Annotated in this window: 22 protein-coding genes; 12 read left to right on the top strand and 10 right to left on the bottom strand. The window is 72.8% G+C overall.

Translation table 11 applies throughout. The features are described from left to right. Positions 1–10: 10 nt before the first annotated feature. The 3 genes from hydA to ACP7BI_RS05710 are packed head-to-tail and all read left to right on the top strand — an operon-like array spanning position 11 to position 2595. A complete protein-coding gene (gene hydA, locus ACP7BI_RS05720) occupies positions 11–1447 on the top strand; it encodes a dihydropyrimidinase (RefSeq protein ID WP_425844311.1) in 1437 nt (478 codons plus the stop codon). A gap of 5 nt (positions 1448–1452) precedes the next feature. Continuing rightward, positions 1453–2469, top strand: coding sequence for a TIGR03842 family LLM class F420-dependent oxidoreductase (locus tag ACP7BI_RS05715; RefSeq protein WP_425844578.1), 1017 nt, complete (start codon positions 1453–1455; stop codon positions 2467–2469). Between the two features lie 12 nt (positions 2470–2481). Further along, positions 2482–2595, top strand: coding sequence for a MerR family DNA-binding transcriptional regulator (locus tag ACP7BI_RS05710; protein WP_425844577.1), 114 nt, complete (start codon positions 2482–2484; stop codon positions 2593–2595). Here the strand turns inward: ACP7BI_RS05710 and ACP7BI_RS05705 are convergent. Together ACP7BI_RS05705 and ACP7BI_RS05700 are read right to left on the bottom strand one after the other, a co-directional pair. After that, the gene (locus ACP7BI_RS05705) at positions 2580–3224 is read right to left on the bottom strand and encodes an RES domain-containing protein (protein WP_425844309.1); all 645 of its coding nucleotides are present in this window, start codon (positions 3222–3224) and stop codon (positions 2580–2582) included. The genes ACP7BI_RS05710 and ACP7BI_RS05705 overlap by 16 nt on opposite strands. Further along, positions 3221–4060: a hypothetical protein gene (locus tag ACP7BI_RS05700; protein WP_425844307.1), complete on the bottom strand. Its 840-nt coding sequence runs from the start codon at positions 4058–4060 to the stop codon at positions 3221–3223. Before ACP7BI_RS05700 ends, ACP7BI_RS05705 begins: the two co-directional genes overlap by 4 nt. 248 nt (positions 4061–4308) lie before the next feature. Here ACP7BI_RS05700 and ACP7BI_RS05695 point away from each other — a divergent pair, with 248 nt between their 5' ends. The 5 genes from ACP7BI_RS05695 to ACP7BI_RS05675 all read left to right on the top strand — a co-directional run bounded on the left by ACP7BI_RS05695 (position 4309) and on the right by ACP7BI_RS05675 (position 7837). Next, the gene (locus tag ACP7BI_RS05695) at positions 4309–5619 is read left to right on the top strand and encodes an aspartate aminotransferase family protein (RefSeq protein WP_425844306.1); all 1311 of its coding nucleotides are present in this window, start codon (positions 4309–4311) and stop codon (positions 5617–5619) included. A gap of 91 nt (positions 5620–5710) precedes the next feature. Continuing rightward, a complete protein-coding gene (locus ACP7BI_RS05690) occupies positions 5711–6427 on the top strand; it encodes a Type 1 glutamine amidotransferase-like domain-containing protein (RefSeq protein ID WP_425844305.1) in 717 nt (238 codons plus the stop codon). Continuing rightward, positions 6424–7140 carry a uracil-DNA glycosylase gene (locus tag ACP7BI_RS05685; RefSeq protein ID WP_425844304.1) on the top strand — a complete coding sequence of 239 codons (717 nt, stop codon included), beginning with the start codon at positions 6424–6426 and terminating at the stop codon, positions 7138–7140. Before ACP7BI_RS05690 ends, ACP7BI_RS05685 begins: the two co-directional genes overlap by 4 nt. A gap of 121 nt (positions 7141–7261) precedes the next feature. Then, positions 7262–7657, top strand: a complete 396-nt coding sequence (locus ACP7BI_RS05680; protein ID WP_425844303.1) for a hypothetical protein — start codon at positions 7262–7264, stop codon at positions 7655–7657. Between the two features lie 45 nt (positions 7658–7702). Continuing rightward, positions 7703–7837: a hypothetical protein gene (locus ACP7BI_RS05675; protein WP_425844302.1), complete on the top strand. Its 135-nt coding sequence runs from the start codon at positions 7703–7705 to the stop codon at positions 7835–7837. On the opposite strand, the gene ACP7BI_RS05670 is transcribed toward ACP7BI_RS05675, so the two are convergent. After that, positions 7806–8039 (bottom strand): hypothetical protein, encoded by a 234-nt coding sequence (locus tag ACP7BI_RS05670; RefSeq protein WP_425844301.1) that lies wholly within the window; start codon positions 8037–8039, stop codon positions 7806–7808. The genes ACP7BI_RS05675 and ACP7BI_RS05670 overlap by 32 nt on opposite strands. Before the next feature lie 14 nt (positions 8040–8053). Here ACP7BI_RS05670 and ACP7BI_RS05665 point away from each other — a divergent pair, with 14 nt between their 5' ends. The 3 genes from ACP7BI_RS05665 to ACP7BI_RS05655 are packed head-to-tail and all read left to right on the top strand — an operon-like array spanning position 8054 to position 10262. Further along, positions 8054–8383 carry a hypothetical protein gene (locus ACP7BI_RS05665; protein WP_425844299.1) on the top strand — a complete coding sequence of 110 codons (330 nt, stop codon included), beginning with the start codon at positions 8054–8056 and terminating at the stop codon, positions 8381–8383. Positions 8384–8430: 47 nt separating this feature from the next. Continuing rightward, positions 8431–8832, top strand: coding sequence for a hypothetical protein (locus tag ACP7BI_RS05660; protein ID WP_425844298.1), 402 nt, complete (start codon positions 8431–8433; stop codon positions 8830–8832). After that, positions 8829–10262, top strand: a complete 1434-nt coding sequence (locus tag ACP7BI_RS05655; protein ID WP_425844297.1) for an amidase — start codon at positions 8829–8831, stop codon at positions 10260–10262. Before ACP7BI_RS05660 ends, ACP7BI_RS05655 begins: the two co-directional genes overlap by 4 nt. Positions 10263–10349: 87 nt before the next feature. Here ACP7BI_RS05655 and ACP7BI_RS05650 read toward each other — a convergent pair whose 3' ends face one another. Then, on the bottom strand, positions 10350–10814 hold the full coding sequence (locus tag ACP7BI_RS05650) for a hypothetical protein (RefSeq protein ID WP_425844295.1): 465 nt from the start codon (positions 10812–10814) through the stop codon (positions 10350–10352). 123 nt (positions 10815–10937) lie between these two features. On the opposite strand from ACP7BI_RS05650, the gene ACP7BI_RS05645 reads away from it, so the two are divergent. Beyond that, complete coding sequence (locus tag ACP7BI_RS05645; RefSeq protein ID WP_425844294.1) at positions 10938–12134, top strand: glycosyltransferase; 1197 nt, start codon at positions 10938–10940, stop codon at positions 12132–12134. Between the two features lie 96 nt (positions 12135–12230). Here ACP7BI_RS05645 and ACP7BI_RS05640 read toward each other — a convergent pair whose 3' ends face one another. The 6 genes from ACP7BI_RS05640 to ACP7BI_RS05615 form a co-directional block, all read right to left on the bottom strand. Continuing rightward, complete coding sequence (locus ACP7BI_RS05640; protein ID WP_425844293.1) at positions 12231–13025, bottom strand: PspA/IM30 family protein; 795 nt, start codon at positions 13023–13025, stop codon at positions 12231–12233. Between the two features lie 120 nt (positions 13026–13145). Further along, positions 13146–15236, bottom strand: coding sequence for a TPM domain-containing protein (locus tag ACP7BI_RS05635; RefSeq protein WP_425844292.1), 2091 nt, complete (start codon positions 15234–15236; stop codon positions 13146–13148). Between the two features lie 119 nt (positions 15237–15355). After that, complete coding sequence (locus ACP7BI_RS05630) at positions 15356–16081, bottom strand: hypothetical protein (RefSeq protein WP_425844290.1); 726 nt, start codon at positions 16079–16081, stop codon at positions 15356–15358. Next, a complete protein-coding gene (locus tag ACP7BI_RS05625; RefSeq protein ID WP_425844289.1) occupies positions 16078–16590 on the bottom strand; it encodes a sigma-70 family RNA polymerase sigma factor in 513 nt (170 codons plus the stop codon). The genes ACP7BI_RS05630 and ACP7BI_RS05625 overlap by 4 nt, the downstream gene beginning before the upstream one ends. Positions 16591–16665: 75 nt before the next feature. Further along, a complete protein-coding gene (locus tag ACP7BI_RS05620) occupies positions 16666–17289 on the bottom strand; it encodes an FMN-binding negative transcriptional regulator (RefSeq protein ID WP_425844288.1) in 624 nt (207 codons plus the stop codon). 213 nt (positions 17290–17502) lie between these two features. Continuing rightward, positions 17503–19374, bottom strand: a complete 1872-nt coding sequence (locus tag ACP7BI_RS05615; protein WP_425844287.1) for a phosphoenolpyruvate carboxykinase (GTP) — start codon at positions 19372–19374, stop codon at positions 17503–17505. Positions 19375–19542 lie beyond the last annotated feature (168 nt).

The following is a 19542-nucleotide window of genomic DNA, read 5'->3' as shown; positions in this document are numbered from 1 at the left end:
GGGACGGGCCATGGCAACCACGCTCATCCGCGGCGGCACCGTCGTCACCGCGACCGGCCGCTCCCTCGCCGACGTGCTGATCGACGGCGAGACGATCCGCGCGGTGCTCGCTCCCGGCAGCGAGCTGCTCGGCGTCGACCTCGCCGCCTCCGTCGACCGCGTCATCGACGCGACCGGCAAGTTCGTCATCCCCGGCGGCATCGACGCGCACACGCACATGGAGCTGCCCTTCGGCGGCACCGCGGCGAGCGACACGTTCGAGACCGGCACGCGCGCCGCCGCGTGGGGCGGCACGACGACGATCGTCGACTTCGCCGTGCAGACCTACGGCGAGCGCGTCGAGGACGGGCTCGCGGCCTGGCACGAGAAGGCCGCCGGCAGGTGCGCGATCGACTACGGCTTCCACCAGATCGTCGGCGACGTCGACGAGGCCTCGCTCGCGGCGCTCCGCGGCCTCGCCGACGAGGGCATCTCGAGCTACAAGCTCTTCATGGCCTACCCGGGCGTCTTCTACTCCGACGACGCGCAGATCCTGCAGGCGATGCAGGTCGCCGCCGACACCGGGCTCATGACGATGATGCACGCCGAGAACGGCCCCGCGATCGACGTGCTCGTGCGGCAGCTGCTCGACCAGGGCAAGCGCGACCCGTACTTCCACGGCGTGGCGCGCGCGTGGCAGATGGAGGAGGAGGCGACGCACCGCGCGATCATGCTCGCGAACCTCACGAACGCGCCGCTCTACGTCGTGCACGTGAGCGCGAAGCAAGCCGTCGCCCAGCTCGCGGCGGCGCGCGGCGCGGGGCAGAACGTCTTCGGCGAGACGTGCCCGCAGTACCTCTACCTCTCGCTCGAGGATCAGCTCGGCGCGTCGAGCGACGAGTGGGGCGCCTTCGAGGGCGCGAAGTGGGTGTGCTCGACGCCGCTGCGCTCGAAGCACGAGCACCACAGCGACGAGCTCTGGAGCGCGCTGCGCACGAACGACCTGCAGATGGTCTCGACCGACCACTGCCCGTTCTGCATGAAGGACCAGAAGGAGCTCGGCCGCGGCGACTTCTCGAAGATCCCGAACGGCATCGGCGGCGTCGAGCACCGCATGGACCTGCTCTACCAAGGGGTGGTGGATGGGCAGATCTCGCTCGAGCGCTGGGTCGAGATCACCGCCACGACGCCCGCCCGCATGTTCGGGCTCCACGGCCGGAAGGGCGTCATCCAGCCCGGCGCCGACGCCGACATCGTCGTCTACGACCCGAACGGCCACACGTCGATCGGGGTCGGCAAGACGCACCACATGAACATAAACCACTCGGCGTGGGAGGGCTTCGAGATCGACGGGCACGTCGACACCGTGCTGAGCCGCGGCCGGGTCATCGTCGACGACGCGCAGTACCTCGGGCACCCCGGTGACGGCTCGTTCGTCAAGCGCGGCCTGAGCCAGTACCTCACGTGACGACCATGGAGTTCGGCGCCGTCTTCCAGACCAACCCGCCCGCGAGCCGCGTCGTGCAGCTCGCGCAGCTCGCCGAGGTGCACGGCTTCAGCCACGTGTGGACCTTCGACAGCCACATCCTCTGGCAGGAGCCCTACGTCATCCTCTCGGCCGTGCTCGGTGCGACCCGGCGCGTCACGGTCGGGCCGTTCGTGACGAATCCCGCGACGCGCGACTGGAGCGTGACCGCGTCGACGCTCGCGACGCTCAACGACATGCACGGCAATCGCACGATCTGCGGCATCGGCCGCGGCGACTCGGCGGTGCGCGTCTCGGGCGGCAAGCCGACGACGCTCGCCGAGCTGCGCGAAGCCGTGCACGTCATCCGCGAGCTCGGCTCGAGCCGTTCCGTCGACGTCGGCGGTGCGACGCTCCGGCTGCCGTGGTCGCACGGCTCGGAGCTGCCGGTGTGGGTCGCCGCCTACGGGCCGCTCGCGCTCAAGCTCGCGGGCGAGGTCGCCGACGGCTTCATCCTGCAGCTCGCCGACCCCGAGATCACGAAGTGGATGATCCAGCGCGTGCGCGACGCGGCCGACGACGCGGGCCGCGACCCGATGTCGATCAAGATCTGCGTCGCGGGCCCTGCGTACGTCGGCGACGACCGCGCGCACCAGCGCGACCAGTCGCGCTGGTTCGGCGGCATGGTCGGCAACCACGTCGCCGACATCGTGGCGAGATACGGCACAGGCAGCGCGATCCCCGACGACCTCGCGAGCTACATCGAGGCGCGCACCGGGTACGACTACAACACGCACGGCAAGGCCGAGAACGACCACGTCGACTTCGTGCCGGATGCCATCGTCGACCCCTTCTGCGTGCTCGGTGACGCCTCCGAGCACATCGAGAAGCTCACGCGCCTGCGCGAGCTCGGCGTCGACCAGTTCGCCGCCTACGTCATGCACGACGACAAGGAGGAGACGCTCCGCCAGTACAGCGAGCGCATCATCCCGGCGCTCCGCCGGACGGAACGCGCGAGGTCGTGACGCGTTCACGAGATCGTCGCGGTCGCGGACGTCGCACCGGCCACCGTCCGGCTCTACGATCGGCGCGGCCTACTCACTGCCGATCGAACGCCCGGGAACGCACGCCGAGCTCAGAGCACGTCGTAGCCGAGGTCGTCGACGGCCAGCTGCACGAGATAGTCGGCTGCCGGATCGGTGAGCATCGCGTGGAAGCGAGGACGCGCGGGAAAGGCGGGAACGCGCTCGGTTCGACTGAACAGCGTCACCATCGGCTTCCCGGTGATGGATGAGAGCGAGTACAGCCCGTCGAAGTCGCGCCCGAGTCGGAAGTCGATCGCACGCGCCCACGTCTGCGTATGCGTCTTCTCTCCCATCATGAGAGCCGCGGACGCCCCGTTCAGCACCGGCCAGTTGGTCGTCAGGTCGAGCAGCACCAACTCCCTGGACGGCTCCCAGGCGACGACTGCTGGCCCGCCCTCACGACGCGATATCACCCGCAGCGACTGGTACACCTCGCCGAAGGGCGTGACGGCATCGGTGGCCGCGTACATGACACCTGATCGCGGATGCACACCCTGCTGAGGAGGATGAGGATCGAACCGCATCCCGGGCAACGGACCGAAGTGGCGCATCCCATCCCACGTCAGCGCATGCGCCCCTTCCGTCCGATAGATGCGCCAGAGCAGACCCCGGTGGATGCGTCGATGCGAGCTGTCGGTCGTGAACGTGGGTGGCGGGAATTCGGGGACCTTCGAGGCCGAGTCGGACGCTGTCACGACTGCAGGAAGCTGCCGAGGATCGTGACGACATCCTTTGAGGAACCACCGGAGATCAGCCACTCCACGGGCGTGACGGATGCGCCATCGACGCGCAGCGATTCCTGGGGAGTCTCCATCAGGCCGCGCACGCTCGCCGCGTGCATCTCCTCGGGAATCGCGTCGACGATCGCCGGCAACCCGGGCAGTACCGGCTGCTGCGGCGCGTCGGTGAACTGCCACGACGGATAACGGCGCTTGCCGCCGGAGAGGAAGGAGTACAGCAGCCCTGCGGCCTGACGATGCCGCACGCGCGAGGCGGAGATCCCAAGACGCTCCGCAACCTCATCCGCAGTGAGGGAGTTGGAGATTGCGGCGATGCGAGTCATGCGCTCGCGCTTCGCGAGCTCACCTTCCCGTAGCCTCTGCTCGATGTCGGCGAGGCTCTCTTGGGAGAGCGTGCGCGATTCGATGAGGAACTTCGCCTGATCGGCGGTCAGCGCCCCGCCCACCGGTTGACGCTCCGCGATGGCGGCCGCGGACTCACTGAGGACGGCGGAGATGAGCTCGTCGCCGCCACCCTGTTCCTCGGCTGCCACCACAAGATCGAAGAAGCGCTGCACGAGATCGGCGCGCTTCGCCGGCTCGATCGACGCGGCGCTGGACACGGCGACATCGATCGCGCTTACTCCGGCGAGGATCCGTGCCCTGGAGGACTCCTGTCGCAGGGCCAACAGCACGTCGCGCTTGCGGTCGGCTGGGGTCGCCCTGACGAGTCGCACCACCTGCTCCTTGGAGAGCTTGCCGAGCGCCTCTTCCGCGGCACGAAGCTCCGCATCTTCGATGGATCGGCTCATGACGCCTCGCTTCCGGTCGCGACATTCGCACTATGGATCATACTCCTGATACAGCGTGCGGAGGAGGCAGACGCGCGGTTCCGGTGACGAAGCCCCATGACTCCTCCCCGCTGGCCGAGCCGCGGCCGCACGCCGCGCATCGAGACCACCCGAGACGTCCGCCCCTGTGTCGAGCCGCGCCCCAGGCCGCGCATCGGCACCACCCCGCTACGGTGAGAGCACCCTCGGACCACGTGAAGGAGCACCGCATGCCAGAGCTCGATCTCGACCCCGCCGACGGCGCCCGTGCCCGCGAGCTCGACCCGCTCATCCTGCACTCGTGGTCGAAGCACGGCTCGACCAACCCCTTCACCGTCGCGCGCGGCGAGGGCGTGCGGCTGTGGGACTACGACGGCCGCGAGTACCTCGACTTCTCGAGCCAGCTCGTCAACACCAACATCGGCCACTCGCACCCCAAGGTCGTCGAGGCCATCCAGCGGCAGGCGGCGCAGCTCGCGACCGTCGCGCCCGCCACGACGAACCTCGTCCGCGGCGAGGCGGCCGAGCGCATCCTCTCCAAGATCGACGACATGGCCGCCGTCTTCTTCACGAACGGCGGGGCGGATGCGGTCGAGAACGCGATCCGGATGGCTCGCGTGCACACGGGGCGGGCCAAGGTCGTCTCGCACTACCGCTCGTACCACGGCAACACCGGCGCCGCCGTGAACGCGACGGGCGATGCGCGCCGCATCGGCAACGAGTTCGCGACCGGCCACGTGCACGTCTTCGGGCCGTTCCTCTACCGCTCCGAGTTCTGGGCGGAGACCGAGGAGCAGGAGTCGGAGCGCGCGCTCCAGCACATGCGGCGCGTCATCGAGGCCGAGGGACCGTCGACGATCGCGGCGATCATGGTCGAGGGGCTCCCCGGCACCGCCGGCATCCTCGTGCCGCCGCCCGGCTACCTCCAGGGGCTGCGCGCGATCGCCGACGAGCACGGCATCGTGCTCATCCTCGACGAGGTGATGGCGGGCTTCGGCCGCACGGGGCACTGGTTCGCGCACCAGCACGACGGCGTCAAGCCCGACCTCGTGACCTTCGCGAAGGGCGTGAACTCCGGCTACGTGCCGGTCGGCGGCGTCATCATCAGCGACCGCGTGCTCGAGACGTTCAAGCAGCGCGCGATCCCCGGCGGGCTCACCTACGCGGGCCACCCGCTCGCGGCGGCCTCGATCGTCGCGACGATCGACGCGATGACGGAGGAGGGCATCGTCGAGCACGCCGCCCACCTCGGCGCCGACATCCTCGGTCCCGGGCTCCGCGAGCTCGCCGAGCGGCACGAGATCATCGGCGAGGCGCGCGGTCGCGGCTGCTTCTGGGCCCTCGACCTCGTGACCGATCGCGGCTCGCGCGAGCCCGTCGACGCATCCGTCGTCGCGAGCCTCAAGTCGTCGCTGCTCGAGCGCGGCTACGTGCCGTTCACGACCGACAACCGCATCCACGTCGTGCCGCCGCTCGTGATGGGCGACGACGACGCGCGCCGCGGCCTCGAGATCCTCGACGACGCCTTCTCGGCGCTCTGAGGCATCTTCAACCGGATAGCCGGGAGGGCGCGACGCATATGTCCTCGCCCCACCGGCTGTCCGGTTGAAGACGATGGGGGAGGATGGGGGCATGAGCATCCACCTGCTGGGCGGCGGCTGGGCCGACGACGAGTCGGCCTGGACTGGCCGCTTCGTCGCCGAGGCCCGCGAGCGCGCCGAGGTGCCGCCCGTCATCGCATGCGTGCTGTGGGCGGAGGACGCCGCGGAGGGCGAGCGCTGGCACGGCGACTACCGCGACGACCTCACGAAGCTCGGCGCGGGCGAGGTGCGCATCGTGCAGCTCGGCCCCGACCGCGAGCTGCGCCCGACCGACCTCGGCAGCGCCGACGGCATCTTCGTCGGCGGCGGGCTCACGCCCGGCTACCACCGCGCGATCATGCCGGCGGCCGACACGATCCGCGGCCTCGTCGCCTCAGGGCTCCCCTACGCGGGCTACTCGGCGGGCGCGATGATCGCGGGCGACGTCGCGCTGCTCGGCGGCTGGCGCATCGGCGGCGTGCCCGTCTGCCCCGAGGCGAGCAGCGAGCAGCTCGACGAGGTCACGCTCGACGCGGGCCTCGGCCTCGTCGACCTCGTCGTCGACGTGCACGCGGCGCAGTACGGCAACCTCTCGCGCGCCGTCGCGATCGTGCACGCGGGCCTCGCCGACCGGGTCGTCGCGATCGACGAGTGCACGTCGCTCGTCATCGGCGCCGGGGGCCTCGTCGTCGCGGGCAAGGGGAGCGTCTGGGCGGCCGAGCGCGAGGCCGACTCCGAGCGCGTCTCGGTGGCCGTGCTCGGCGCATGACGGAGCCGCTCGACGAGCTCGTCGGCCCGGGCCGGATCGATGAAGCGTGGGCGGATGCGCTCCGCCCGGTCGAGCATGTCGTGCACGACCTGGGCGAGCGGTTGCGCGCCGAGGTCGCCGATGGGCGGCCGTACCTCCCGCCGGGCGATGCGGTGCTGCGAGCCTTCCGACGGCCGCTCGACGACGTGCGGGTGCTCGTCGTGGGGCAGGACCCGTACCCGACGCCCGGCCACTCGATCGGGCTCGCGTTCGCCGTCGAGCGGCACGTGCGGCCGCTGCCGCGATCGCTCGTGAACATCTACCGCGAGCTGCACGACGACTTGGGGCTCGAGCCGGCGCCGCACGGCGACCTCTCGGCATGGGCTGATCAGGGCGTGCTGCTGCTCAACCGCGTGCTCACGGTGCAGGCGGGGGTCACCGACTCGCACCGGGGCTGGGGGTGGGAGCGCGTGACGGAGGCCGCGATCCGCGCGCTCGTCGCGCGCCGGCGGCCCGACGGCTCGCGCGCGCCGCTCGTGGCGATCCTGTGGGGCAACAAGGCGCAGTCGCTCGCGCCGCTGCTCGAGGGCGTGCCGACGATCGTCTCGGCGCACCCCTCGCCGCTCAGCGCACGTCGCGGGTTCTTCGGCTCGCGCCCGTTCTCGCGCGTCAACGAGGCGCTCGTCGCGCAGGGCGCGCCGCCGGTCGACTGGCGCATCCCCGACGGGGCCTGAGCCGGGGAAGCCCTGCGCGAGGAAGCCCGGCGCCGAGGAATTCCGCAACATCGTTGCGGAAGCCCCGTCGCCTCGGCGATGCTGTCGCCAGCGGCCGCACGGACCGCGGGGGAGGCAGGGCATGGCAGCGACGCGCTACCGGGCTCGCACGAGCTTCGCGATCGGCACGCTCACGGTCGCGCTCATCGCGCTCGGCCTGAGCGTCGTCGTCGGCATCGGCCTCGTCGCCGCGATCGCTCCCGAGCTGCAGGGCTCGCCCGTGGGCTTCGTCTACGGCCTGCTGCTCGGCGTGCCGACCATCGGCGCCGTGATCGTCGCCCGCGCGGGCGTCCGCCGCCACTACAACCCGTGGATCGCCGGAGCCCTCGTCGTCGCCGGCGCGACGCTCTTCGCGCTCGCCCTCTTCTCGCTCGTGCAGCTGCGGCCCGGCGGGGTGCCCGTCGTCGCGCTCACCGGCGCGCTCGTCGCGCTCATCGCGGTCGCGCTCGCGGTGCGGCGTCGCGGCCCGCGCTCCTGACCTCCGCGCGCCGCCGACGCGCGCATCCGCCAGGATGGGACGACCATGTCGCCCCGCCTCCGCATCTGGCTCGCCGCGCTCGTGCTCGCGCTGCCACCGCTCGCGATCGCCTCGACGTGGCTCTCGCTCGCGCCGCGGCTGCCGGAGGTCATCGCGACCACTGGTCGGGCGCCGACGTAGCCGACGGCTTCTCGGCCACGATCCCGACGGCGACCTGGCTGCTCGTCGCGACGAGCGCGATGCTCACCGTCGCCCTCGTGCTCGCCGCAGTGACGATCGACGGGCGGCTGCGCGCGATGCTGCTCTCGTGCCTCGCCGCGGTGAGCGGCATGCTCGCGGGCGCGTTCATCGCCTCGGTCGGCGCGACGCTGCAGGCAGCCACGCGCCGAGGAGGCGGTGCTCGGCGCGTGGCTGCTCGTGCTCCTCGCGCCCCTCGTGCTGCTCACGATGGCGCGCATCCGGGTGTCGATCGACGGCGAGGCGGTCCGCGTCCGTGGGGCGCTCCTGCCGGTCCCGCTGCGCACCATCGCCACCGAGCGCATCCGGGCCGTCGACTGGGGCTATCGCGGACTGCCGGGCCAGGTCGCGATCGTGCTGCGCAAGGGGCCGGGCATCGTCGTCACGACGCGCGACGGCAGCCGCCTCGCCGTCACCGTCGACGGCGCGGCGGAGGGCGCCGCGGTGCTCGCCGGCATCGTCGAGCGGTCGCGGCAGCCGCGCGCGTGATCGGCGCGACGGAGCCCGTGTCGGCGACGGGTGCCACGATGGGAGCCGTGAACGACTTCGAGGCCTGGCGCGACGCCCGGCAGCGCGCCGACGCGGCGGCGGCCGCGGCTGCAGCGGCGAGCGATGCGCACGCGACGGTGACCGATCTCGGCCCCGGCTTCTGGATGGTGACGGTCTCGGGCGCGACGCGCGGCTTCGTCACCCAGATCGAGGTGAAGGGCGAGCTGCGCTTCGAGGCGCGGCTGCGGCACATCAACCCCGGCCAGGGCACGCGCATCGGCGAGTACTGGGAGCTCGAGCGGGCGATCTCGGCGATCCTCGAGGAGCCGCCGCACGTCGTCGGCCGCGATCCCTTCCGGGAGCTGACGAACTACGCCACCCGCGACCAGATGCGCGAGCGCACCGAGCGGAAGCGCCTGCAGCGACGAGCGAACCGGTACTTCGGGTGAGCGCGATCCACGAGCTCGGAGCGCTCGAGCTCTGGCGCCTGCTGCACGCGCGCGAGCTGAGCGCCGTCGAGGTCGCGAGACACTTCCTCGACCGCGTCGAGCGGCTCGACGAGGCGAACGCCTTCGTGCACGTCGACCCGGAGCTCGCGCTCCGCCGCGCGCGCGAGGTCGACGACGCCGACGACCGCACCGGGATCATCCACGGACTGCCGTTCGCCGACAAGGCGCTCTCGCTGCGCGAGGGACAGCCCGCCGACATGGGCAGCCGCTGGCTCGAGGGCACGGTCGCCGAGGCGACCGATCCGCTGCCGCGCGTGCTCGATGCGGGCGGCGGCGTCGTGCTCGGCCGCACCGCGTCGCCCGAGTTCGGCTTCGCCGGCTACACCCGCTCCGCCCTGCACGGATTCACGACGCTGCCCGGTCGGCCCGACCTGCACGCGGGCGGCTCCTCGGGCGGCGCCGCGGCCGCGGTCGCGCAGGGCCTGCTGCCGTTCGCGCCCGGCTCCGACGGCGGCGGCTCGATCCGCATCCCCGCCGCGACGTGCGGGCTCGTCGGCCTCAAGCCAACGCGCGGCCGCATCCCCGCGCAGGGCGGCGTCGGGCAGGTCGGCGGGCTCGCGACCGCCGGCGCTATCGCCCGCTCGGTCATCGACGTCGCGCTCCTCACCGACGCGCTGATCGGCCGCGTCAACGGCGTCGCGCCGCACGAGCTCGTGCTCCGCTCGCCCGAGCACGACGACGGCTCGCTCCTCGCGGCGGCGATGCGCGGCGAGGGCCGCTACCGCATCGCCGTCATGACGGGCGGCACGCCCTGGGACTCGAGCGACGACATCCGCATCGCCCCGGAGGCCACTGCGGCGGTCGCCGAGACGGTCGCGCTGCTCGAGCGGCTCGGGCACGAGGTCGGCGAGGTGGCGATGCCGGATGCGGCGGGGTACCCCGAGGCGTTCACCGACCTGTGGCGAGGCGGTGCGGCGACGATCCCCATCCCCGTCGAGGAGCGCGATCGGCTCGAGCCCCTCGCGCGCTGGATCGTCGAGTCGAGCGATGCGCTCACCGCGGGCGGGCTCGCGAGGGCGCAGCTGTGGGCGACGGACTTCGAGCGGCGCGTGCTCGCGGCCTTCGCGCCGTGGGATGCGGTGCTCACGCCCGCCACGGCCCTCACGCCCCGGCCGCTCGACTGGTACCCGATCGACGACGGCGAGGCCGACTTCCGGCACCAGGTGCTGCACACGCCGCACACGTCGTTCGTCAACCTCACCGGCCTGCCCGCGATCGCGCTGCCCGTGCACCGCATGGCCGACGGGCTCCCCATGGGGGTGCAGCTCATCGGCCGGCCGGGGGAGGAGGCGACGCTGCTCGCGATCGGCCGCCAGCTCGAGCGCCGCGTGCCGTGGGAGCAGCGCGTCGTGTCGCAGATGGCTCAGTAGCCCCGTCCCCTCCGCCGCCCCACCCGTTGATCGAGCAGCGCGCGAAGCGCGCGTATCTAGATCGTCTCGATGCGGCGCCTTCGGCGCCTACTCGACGAGCGGGCGAGGCTGCGCGCTCCGCTTCGGCAGATAGCCGCCCCGCTCGAGCCCCGCCTCGATCTCCCACTTGTTCGTCAGCCCGTCGAGGCCAGCGGCGAAGTACATCGGGATGAACCACAGCCCGTAGCGCTCCCACTGCCGGCGGTGCACGTCCTCGTGCGCGAGGATGTCCGGGCTCGTCGCGCTCCGCGTGAGGAACGTCGCGCCGACCGTCGTGCCGCCGCGGCCGAACGCCCAGGGCGGCAGCCCCGAGATGACGGTGAGCTCGCCCACCTGCCGCTCCTCGCCGCCGAGCATCCGCCCCCAGAGGCGCGCCGTCTCGGTCGCGATGCGGTGGCCCGCCGCCGCGACGGGCCTCGCGGTGACCGCGCGGAAGGCGGGACCGGCGAGCGAGCGGCCGAGCGCGCCGACGCGGGCGCCGACTGCGGCGAGCGGGGAGCGACGGACGGCCATGCGGCCGACGATAGCGCGCCGATACGCTGAGCCCATGACCCGCGTCTCGCCCAGCACGGCCTCCCCGGGCCGTCGCGGCGGCAGGCGGGGCGGCGCGTCGAGGCCGACGCCGTGAGGATCGCGATGGTGTCGATGCACACCTCGCCCGCCGACCGCCCCGGCAAGGGCGACGCGGGCGGCATGAACGTCGTCGTGCTCGAGAGCGCGCTCGCCCTCGCGGCGCACGGCCACGACGTCGACCTCTTCACGCGTTCCCCGGGCGCCGAGCACGCCGAGACGATCGCGCCGCGCGTGACGCTCCGCGCTCTCGACACCGGTGGCGGCATCGTCCGCAAGCACGACCTGCCGAACCTCGCGGATGCGTTCGGCGAGCAGCTCGAGCGCGCGGCGCTCACCGCGAGCGTGCCCTACGACGTCATCCACGCGCACTACTGGCTCTCGGGCCTCGCGGCGCTGCCCGTCTCGCTCTCGCTCGGCATGCCGATCGTGCAGACCTTCCACACGCTCGCGGCGGAGAAGAACCGTCGTGTCGCCGAGGGCGACCGGCCCGAGCCCGAGCGGCGGCTCCTCACCGAGCGCTACCTCGCCGGCCAGGTCGACGCGATCGCGGCCGTCTCGCGCGCCGAGGTCGACGTGCTGTGCGACGGGGTCGGCGCGAGCGCCGAGCGGGTGTGGCTCGTGCCGCCCGCGGTCGACGCGCAGCGGTTCCAGCCCGGCCCGCTCCCCGCGCGGCTCGAGCTGCGCGCGCGGCTCGGCGTGCTGCCCGAGCAGGGCCTCGTCGCGGTCGTCGGCCGCGTGCAGCCGCTCAAGGGGCAGGACCTCGCCGTGCGCATGCTCGAGCACCTGCCCGACGTGGTGCTCGTCATCGCGGGCGACGCGGTGCCGGGCGACGAGCGCTACCTCGAGTCGCTCCACGACATCGCGCGGGAGGTGGGGGTCGAGGGCCGCGTGCGCCACATCGGCAGCCTCGAGCGCGACGCGCTCGCGCAGCTGCTCGACGCCGCCGACGTCGTCGTCGTGCCGAGCCACACCGAGTCGTTCGGCCTCGTGCCGCTCGAGGCTTCCGCGTGCGGCACCCCGGTCGTCGCCGCGCGCGTCGGCGGGCTGTGCGAGTCGGTCATCGACGGTGAGACCGGCGTGCTGATCGACAGCCGCGACCCCGAGGAGTGGGCGGATGCGGTCGACGCGATCCTGGGCGACACCGAGCTCGCGCTCGAGCTCGGCCTCGCCGGTCGCCGGGCCGCGAACCGCCGCGACTGGGAGGACGTCGCGCTCGAGCTCGAGACGGTCTACCGCGCCGCCGTCCGCGCGCGCGCCTGACTCGACCCGGCGCATCCGCTCGCCCCGCCCGCAGACGACGAGGGGGCGGGCCGCAGCCCACCCCCTCGAGTCCGAAGGCCGCGACGCAGCGCCGACTCAGCGGTCGACGACCTCCGCCTCGACGTGGTCGCCCTCGCTCTGCGTCGAGCTGCCACCGGCGCCGAGCTGGCCCTGGTTCGCCGAGCCGCCGTGCTTGAGCGCGGCGAGGCGCGCCTCGATCTCGGTCTGGCGGCCGACGTCCTCGAGCGCCTCGAACTGCGCGTCGAGCGTCGAGGCGGCGAGCTCCTGCTGGCCCATCACCTTCGCCTCCTCGCGGCGGATCTTCTCCTCGAAGCGGCCGATCTCGCTCGTGGGGTCGAGGATGTCGATCGACTTGACGGCGTCGTGCACCTGCGACTGCGCCTCGGCGACCTTCGCGCGCGCGATGAGCTCGGAGCGCTTCGACTTCAGCTGGTCGAGCTTCTGCTTCATCGTGTCGAGGCCGGTCTTGAGCTTGTCGACGACCTGGTTCTGCGACTGGATGGACGGCTCGGCGGCACGCGCCTCCTGCTCCGACTGCAGCTGCTTGCCGAGCGCGACCTTCGCGAGGTTGTCGAACTTCTCGGCGTCGGGCTTGCCCTCGGCGCGCAGCTGGTCGGCGCGCTGCGAGGCGGCGAGCGCCTTGCGGCCCCAGTCCTCGGCGGCGCGCACGTCCTCCTGGTAGTCCTGCTCCTGCAGGCGCAGGTTGCCGATCGTCTGCGCGATGGCGGCCTCCGCCTCGGCGATCGAGTTGGTGTAGTCGCGCACCATCTGGTCGAGCATCTTCTGCGGGTCCTCGGCCTGGTCGAGGATCGCGTTGATGTTGGCCTTCGCGAGCTGCGCGATGCGGCCGAGGATGGACTGCTTGGACATGGGGTTCCTTCCTGCACTGCCGCCGAGGCGGCCTCTGATCGATTGTCGTCTGGTCATGCTCTGCAAGTGATGAGTGGATGCGTCGGCTCGCGAGCGCGGGGAGCCCGCGCGGGTGCCGGCTCAGTCCCCGAAGCCGCCTCCGCCGCCGCCGAAGCCGCCGCCGCCGCCGGAGAAGCCGCCGAAGCCGCCGCCGAAGAAGCCGCCCCCGCCGCCCCCGCCGAAGCCACCGCCGCCGCCGGAGAAGAGGTCGCCGAGGCCGCCGCCGCCGCCGTCGCCCGAGCCGCCCGCGAAGCCGCCGAAGCCGCCGCCGTGGTTCGAGCCGTTCAGCATGTCGCCCAGGATGTAGCCGAGCAGGCCGCCCGTGAGCATGTCCTGCCCGCGGCCGCCGCCGCCTCCGCGGTAGTAGGGGTTCTGCGCCATGCCGCCCCACCCGCCGACGTCGCCCGACGCATCCTGCATCGCCTGCTCGGCGTGCTGCGACGCGGCTTGCGCATACTGCATCGCCGTCGCCGGATCGTGCTGCGCGAGCCGCAGCGCTTGCGCGAGCTCCTGCTGGGCGGTCGCGAGCAGCTGGCGCGCGTGCATGCCGACGCCGATGCGGCGCGTGTGGATGTAGTCCTCGGCGCGGTCGATGTTCGCGCGGGCCGAGCCGATCCAGCGGTCGAGGCTCGTGCGCTGGCGCTCGAGCTGCATGCCGCCCTCGCGCAGCTGCGCGGTCGCTTCGTCGAGGCGCTGGTTGGCGCGCTGCAGGTTCGCGAGCACCGCGAGGGTGTCGGTCGGGCGGCGCTGCGCGAGCTCGACCTGCTGCTCGACGTGCTGGATGAGCGGGCGGAGGTCGACGCGATCGGTGCTGCGGAGCGTCTTCGCGGCGGCGATGTCGCCGATCGAGTCCTCGACGAGCCCGCGCAGCTGCTGCGCGGAGTTGCCGAGGTCCTGCTCGGCGCGCTCGACGGCCGCCAGCAGCCCCGAGGACTGCGCGAGCGCCGCCTCGGCGGCGTGCACCGCGAGCGCCGCGGCCGCGCCGTCGCCGCGGGCGACCGCCTCGCGGCCCGCCGCGATCGACTGGTCGATGTTCGGCAGCTGCCGCTCGGCGCCCGCGATGTTCTCGCGCACGGGATCGATCGACGAGCCGGAGTGCACGTCGTCGAGCCGGTCGAGGATCGCGCGCGCGTTCGCGATGCGGCCGTCGAGCGACTGCCGCGACTGCGCGACCGCCTCGAGCACTTGCGGGGCGTTGCGCTCGAGGTCGCGCAGCTGCTCGAACGAGCCAGCGTGGCTCGCGAGCTCCGTGCCCGCGCCCTCGGCGATCTGCAGGATGCGGCTCGACCACTCGTGCCGCTCCTGATCGGTGTCGGGGAAGGCGTCGTCGAGCTGCTGCTGGAGCGCGAACGCCTCCCGCAGCCCGCCCTTCGCCTTCTCGAGCGCCTCGCGGTACGGACGCACCGCATCCTCGCCGAACTGCGCGCCCGCGAAGGCGAGCTCCTGCTCGCTCTGCTGCACGGTGTCGTCGAGCTGCACGAGCGCGATGTCGGCGCGCTGCTTGAGCTCGTCGAGGCTCAGCTGCTGCTGCTGCTTCGCGGCGATCTCGCCCTGCTTCTTCTTCCGCGAGCGCATGCCGCGCGAGACGAGCCACGCGCCGCCGCCGATGACCGCGGCGCCGCCGACGAGCGCGACGAAGGGCAGCACAGCCGAGCCGTCGACGTTCACCTGCGTGCCGCCGTCGCCACCGGAGGAGGGGTCGAACTGCGCGACCGCGGTGCCGAAGCCCATCGCGGCGCCCGCGACGTCGCCGTTGTCGAGCGCGGGCAGCAGGTTCGACTGCGCCAGCTGGTTCACCTCGGCCTCCGAGAGCGGGTAGCCGTCGGGGTAGGCGTAGCCCCACTGCTGGTCGTCCATCGCGATGGCGATGAGCAGGTCGTCCTGGCCGAGCCCCGAGGCCTCCGCGGCCTGCACCGACCAGTCGCCGCGCTCGATGCCGTCGAAGGAGTCGACGACCACGACGTAGACGTCGGCGGGGGAGGATGCGTTCTCCTCCTCGAGGTGCGCCGTCACCTCCGCGTCGTCGCCCGCGTAGTCGCCGGTCGTGTCGACGAAGGGATCGCCGCCGACGTCGACGGGGTCCTCGGTGACGAGCGCGCCGGCGGAGAGCCCCAGCGACGTCGCCGCCCCGAGGGCGACCACGGCGAACGGGCGAACGAACCGGACCTGCATCTGCGCTCCCTGCCTGCGGCACTCCTGCGATGCCGACGTTTCGCGAGTCTAACCAGCGCAGGTGTCTGTCAGCCCGGGGGTTGGCCCCCATGCGCGCCCGCTGTCAGCGAACGGGGCCGTCAGCCGATCGGGTACGGGTCGCCGACGACGACGCGCTGCGCGCCGCTCGCATCGGTGAGCCAGACGATCGGGGCCGGTCCGGCGTGGTCGCTGCCGCCGCCGCACGCGACCGGCGCGGCGAGCACGAGCGGCACACCGAGCATGACGGTCCCGTCGGTGCCGCCGCCCTCGCCCTCGATCGAGCCGTGGCGAGCGGAGCCCCGCAGGCGCTCGACGGCGGCGTCGGCGGGGTCGGGCGCCTCGACGATCCTGCCCGTGCCGCGCTCGACGAGCGCGACGCCGATGCCGTCGACCTGGAAGGTGGCGTCCTCGAGGAAGGTGAAGGAGACGTCCGCGACGCCGTCGCCCGGGTCGCCCTCGAACGCGACGTCGACGCCGAGCGCCGCCTCTGCATCCTCGATCGCGCAGGCTTCGGCGGCCTGCGCCGCGCCGGCCGCGCCCGTGTCGCCGACAGCGTCCTGCTCGGCCGGCGCCTGCTCGGGCGCCGCCTCCGGCCCAGCGCCTCGATCCGACATGACGGTGCTCGACGGCGACATGGGCGAGAGCGCGGGCACGACGAACGGCGCGACGATGAGCACGCCGGCGCCCGTCACCGCGGCGGTGACGGCCGCGACCTTCGGGTGCCGCCGCTTCCGCGCCCGCTCGACCACCGCATCCACGTCGAGCCCGGCGCGCGGGCCGGGCAGCTCCCGCAGCCGACGCCGCAGCTCCTCCTCGCCGCTCACGCGAGCCCTCCCGGCGACCGCTCTTCGCGCTGCAGGCGACCCTGCTCGCGCTCGAGGATCCCGCGCAGCTTCTGCAGCGCATCCGACAGGTACCGCTTCACCGCGCCCGCCGAGATGCCGAGCTCGGTCGCGATCTGCTCGACGGTGCGGTCCTCGTCGTAGCGCAGCACGATGCACGCGCGCTCGCGCGGCGTGAGGCGCTGCAGCCGCGCGGCCATGTCGAGCCGCTCGCCCGTGAGCGTCGAGCCGGAGTCGAGCCGCTCGCGCTCGCCGACGAGCGGCGCGATGCGGCGCCACCGCTGCCCGCGGCGCGCGCGGTCGAGGAAGCGGTTGGCGATCGCCCGCCGCACGTACGCCTCGGCCTGCTCGACCTCGAAGCCGTTGCGCAGCCGACCGAACGTCGCCGCGAGCGCGTCCTGCACCATGTCGCGCGCCTCCTCCTCATCGCCGCTGAGGAGCATCGCGTACCGCACGAGCGCATCGCCGCGCTCGGCGACCAGCTCGGCCACCACCAGTTCCCACCTGGCTGCCACGCGATCCTCCCTCTGCCCCTTGAGACGCACGAGCGCAGTCGAACGTTGGGGTCAGGCTCCGGCCGCGCGCATGCGCTCGGCGAGCGGGGGGTTGGATGCGTCGAGGTGCTCGAGCACGCTCGCTCGCGTCTCGGGGCTCTTGTTCTGGCTCATCTTCGACTTGGCGTCGAACTCGCGCACCACGAGCCGCAGGCCGATCGTGCCCATCGCCATGCCGCGGTTGCCATCGTCGTCGATGTCGAGCCGCACGCCGCGATCGGGCGCGTACGCCTGCTCGAAGTGCGCGACGAGCTGCTGGAGCGTGCGCATGTTCGCGTCGGCGTCGAGCACCTCGACGTCGCAGCGCATCGTCGCCATCTCGAAGTTCCACGTCGGCACCTGGCCGGCGTCGGCACCGACGTACCAGCTGGGCGACACGTAGCCGTGCGCGCCTTGCGCGACGACGAGCATCTCGTGCGGGCCCGGCGCCAGCAGCCCGTGCAGCCGCGCGTCGGCACGGCCGAGGTGGGTGAGGAGCGCGAGCTCGCCCTCGGGCGCGGCCTCGTCGAGCAGCACGGGGGAGGGGGATGCGACGGGCCCGTTCGCGGGATGCGACACGAGCAGCATCCACGGCGCGCGGCGGATGAGGTCGCGCACCTCGGCTTCGCCGGTGCGGTAGAGCGGATTGGGCTGCACGCCCCCATGGTGGCGCATCGAGCGCGCTCCGCGCGCCCTGCCGCGCGCGCCGCCGCTTCGGACTGTGCCGCGAACCGGCGCGGACCCCATATCGGCAGGCGGACCCGAGATCCGGGGTCCGCTCGCCGAAGTGGGGTCCGCGACGCGGCTCGCCAGCAGACGCGAGCGGCGCGACCCCCGCAGAGACCGCGCCGCTGAGCGAGCGAGCGAGCGTCAGACGCCGACCGGCTGCGCCTGCTGCACGTGCTCGAGGCGCCACCGCACGTGGTTGAGCTGGCGCACGAGACCGGTCGGCAGCGCGCGGCCGAACTGGCCGAAGAACGCCTCGACGTCGACGAGCTCGCCGAGCCACGACTTCGCGTCGATCTCGAACAGCTCGTCGACGACCGAGTCGTCGATGTCGAGCCCCTCGAGGTTGAGCGCGCCTTCCGCCGGCAGCACGCCGATCGCGGTGTCGACGCCGGCCGCCGTGCCGGAGACGCGGCCCGCGATCCACTCGAGCACGCGCGCGTTCTCGCCGAAGCCCGGCCACAGGAAGCCGCCCTCGTCGTCGCGGCGGAACCAGTTGACCGAGAAGATCTTCGGCGCGTGCCGGCCGAGGCGGTGGCCCATGTCGATCCAGTGGGTGAAGTAGTCGCCCATGTTGTAGCCGCAGAAGGGCAGCATCGCGAACGGGTCGCGGCGGATCTCGCCGACCGGGCCCTCGGCCGCGGCCGTCTGCTGGCTCGAGACGGTCGCGCCGACGTAGACGCCGTGCTCCCAGTCGCGCGCCTGCAGCACGAGCGGCACCTGCGTGGGGCGGCGTCCGCCGAAGATGATCGCGTCGATCGGCACGCCTTGCGGCGCGTCCCAGTCCGGGGCGATCGACGGCGCCTGCTCGGCGCGCACCGTGAAGCGGGCGTTCGGGTGCGCCGCAGGGCCGTTGGCCGGGTCGTAGGGGCGGCCCTGCCAGTCGATGAGGCCCTCGGGCGCTTCCTTCGTCATCCCCTCCCACCACACGTCACCGTCGGCGGTGAGCGCCACGTTCGTGAAGATCGTGTCGTGCGTCATCATCGCCATCGCGGTCGCGTTGGTCTTCTCGGAGGTGCCGGGGGCGACGCCGAAGAAGCCGTTCTCGGGGTTGATCGCCCACAGCCGACCGTCGTCGCCGGGTCGCATCCACACGATGTCGTCGCCGAGCGTCTCGACCGTCCAGCCGGGGATCGTCGGCTGCAGCATCGCCAGGTTCGTCTTGCCGCACGCCGACGGGAAGGCGCCCGCGAGGTGCATCTGGCGGCCGTCCTCGTGCTTCATGCGCAGCAGCAGCATGTGCTCGGCGAGCCAGCCCTCGTCGCGCGCCTGCACGCTCGCGATGCGGAGCGCGAAGCACTTCTTCGCGAGCAGCGCGTTGCCGCCGTAGGCGGAGCCGAACGACCAGATCTCGCGCGTCTCGGGGAAGTGCGAGATGTAGCGCGTGGGGTTGCACGGCCACGCCACGTCCGCCTCGCCCTCCGCGAGCGGCGCGCCGACCGAGTGCACGGCGGGCACCCAGTCGTCGGTGCCGTGCATCGCCTGCAGCGCCTCGGTGCCGACGCGCGTCATGTAGTGCATGGATGCGACGACGTACGGGGAGTCGGTGACCTCGATCCCGAGCTTGGAGATCGGGCCGCCGACGGGGCCCATCGAGAAGGGGATGACGTACATCGTGCGGCCCCGCATCGCGCCGTCGAACAGGCCGCCGAGCACCTGGCGCATCGACTCCGGGTCGCGCCAGTTGTTCGTGGGGCCGGCGTCCTCCCGGTCCTCGGAGCAGATGAAGGTGCGGTCCTCCATGCGGGCGACGTCATCGGGGTTCGAGCGCGCGAGGTAGCTGCCCGGCCGTGCGGGCACGGGCACGATCGTGCCGGCGTCGAGCATCGTGTCGATGAGCCGCTGCAGCTCCTCCTGCGAGCCGTCGGCCCAGACGACGTCCTTCGGCTCGAGCAGCTCGGCGATCGACGCGACCCACGAGACGACGCCCGGGTCGGCGCCGGCGGGCGCGCTCACCGTTGCGGGCTTCACGGTCTTGAAGGTGGAGCGGGACGGCGCGGGAGGGAGGATCGTCATGCTTCGAGTCAACTCCGCCGCGCTCAACTGCGCACGCGCTCGGCCGCAAAGGTTCTGCGATTCCTTCACGATCAGCAAGCGTTCGAGGTGGCCGAGCGCCTGCACGGCCACCAGATGGCAGCGCCGGAGGCGGATCGCGATGCGCGTGCACGCCTCACGGGGCGGCGG

Origin of the sequence: Agrococcus sp. TSP3-2-1, from assembly GCF_049897585.1 — a bacterium.
Taxonomy (GTDB): domain Bacteria; phylum Actinomycetota; class Actinomycetes; order Actinomycetales; family Microbacteriaceae; genus Agrococcus.
This window is presented reverse-complemented; position numbering and strand designations above follow the sequence as displayed.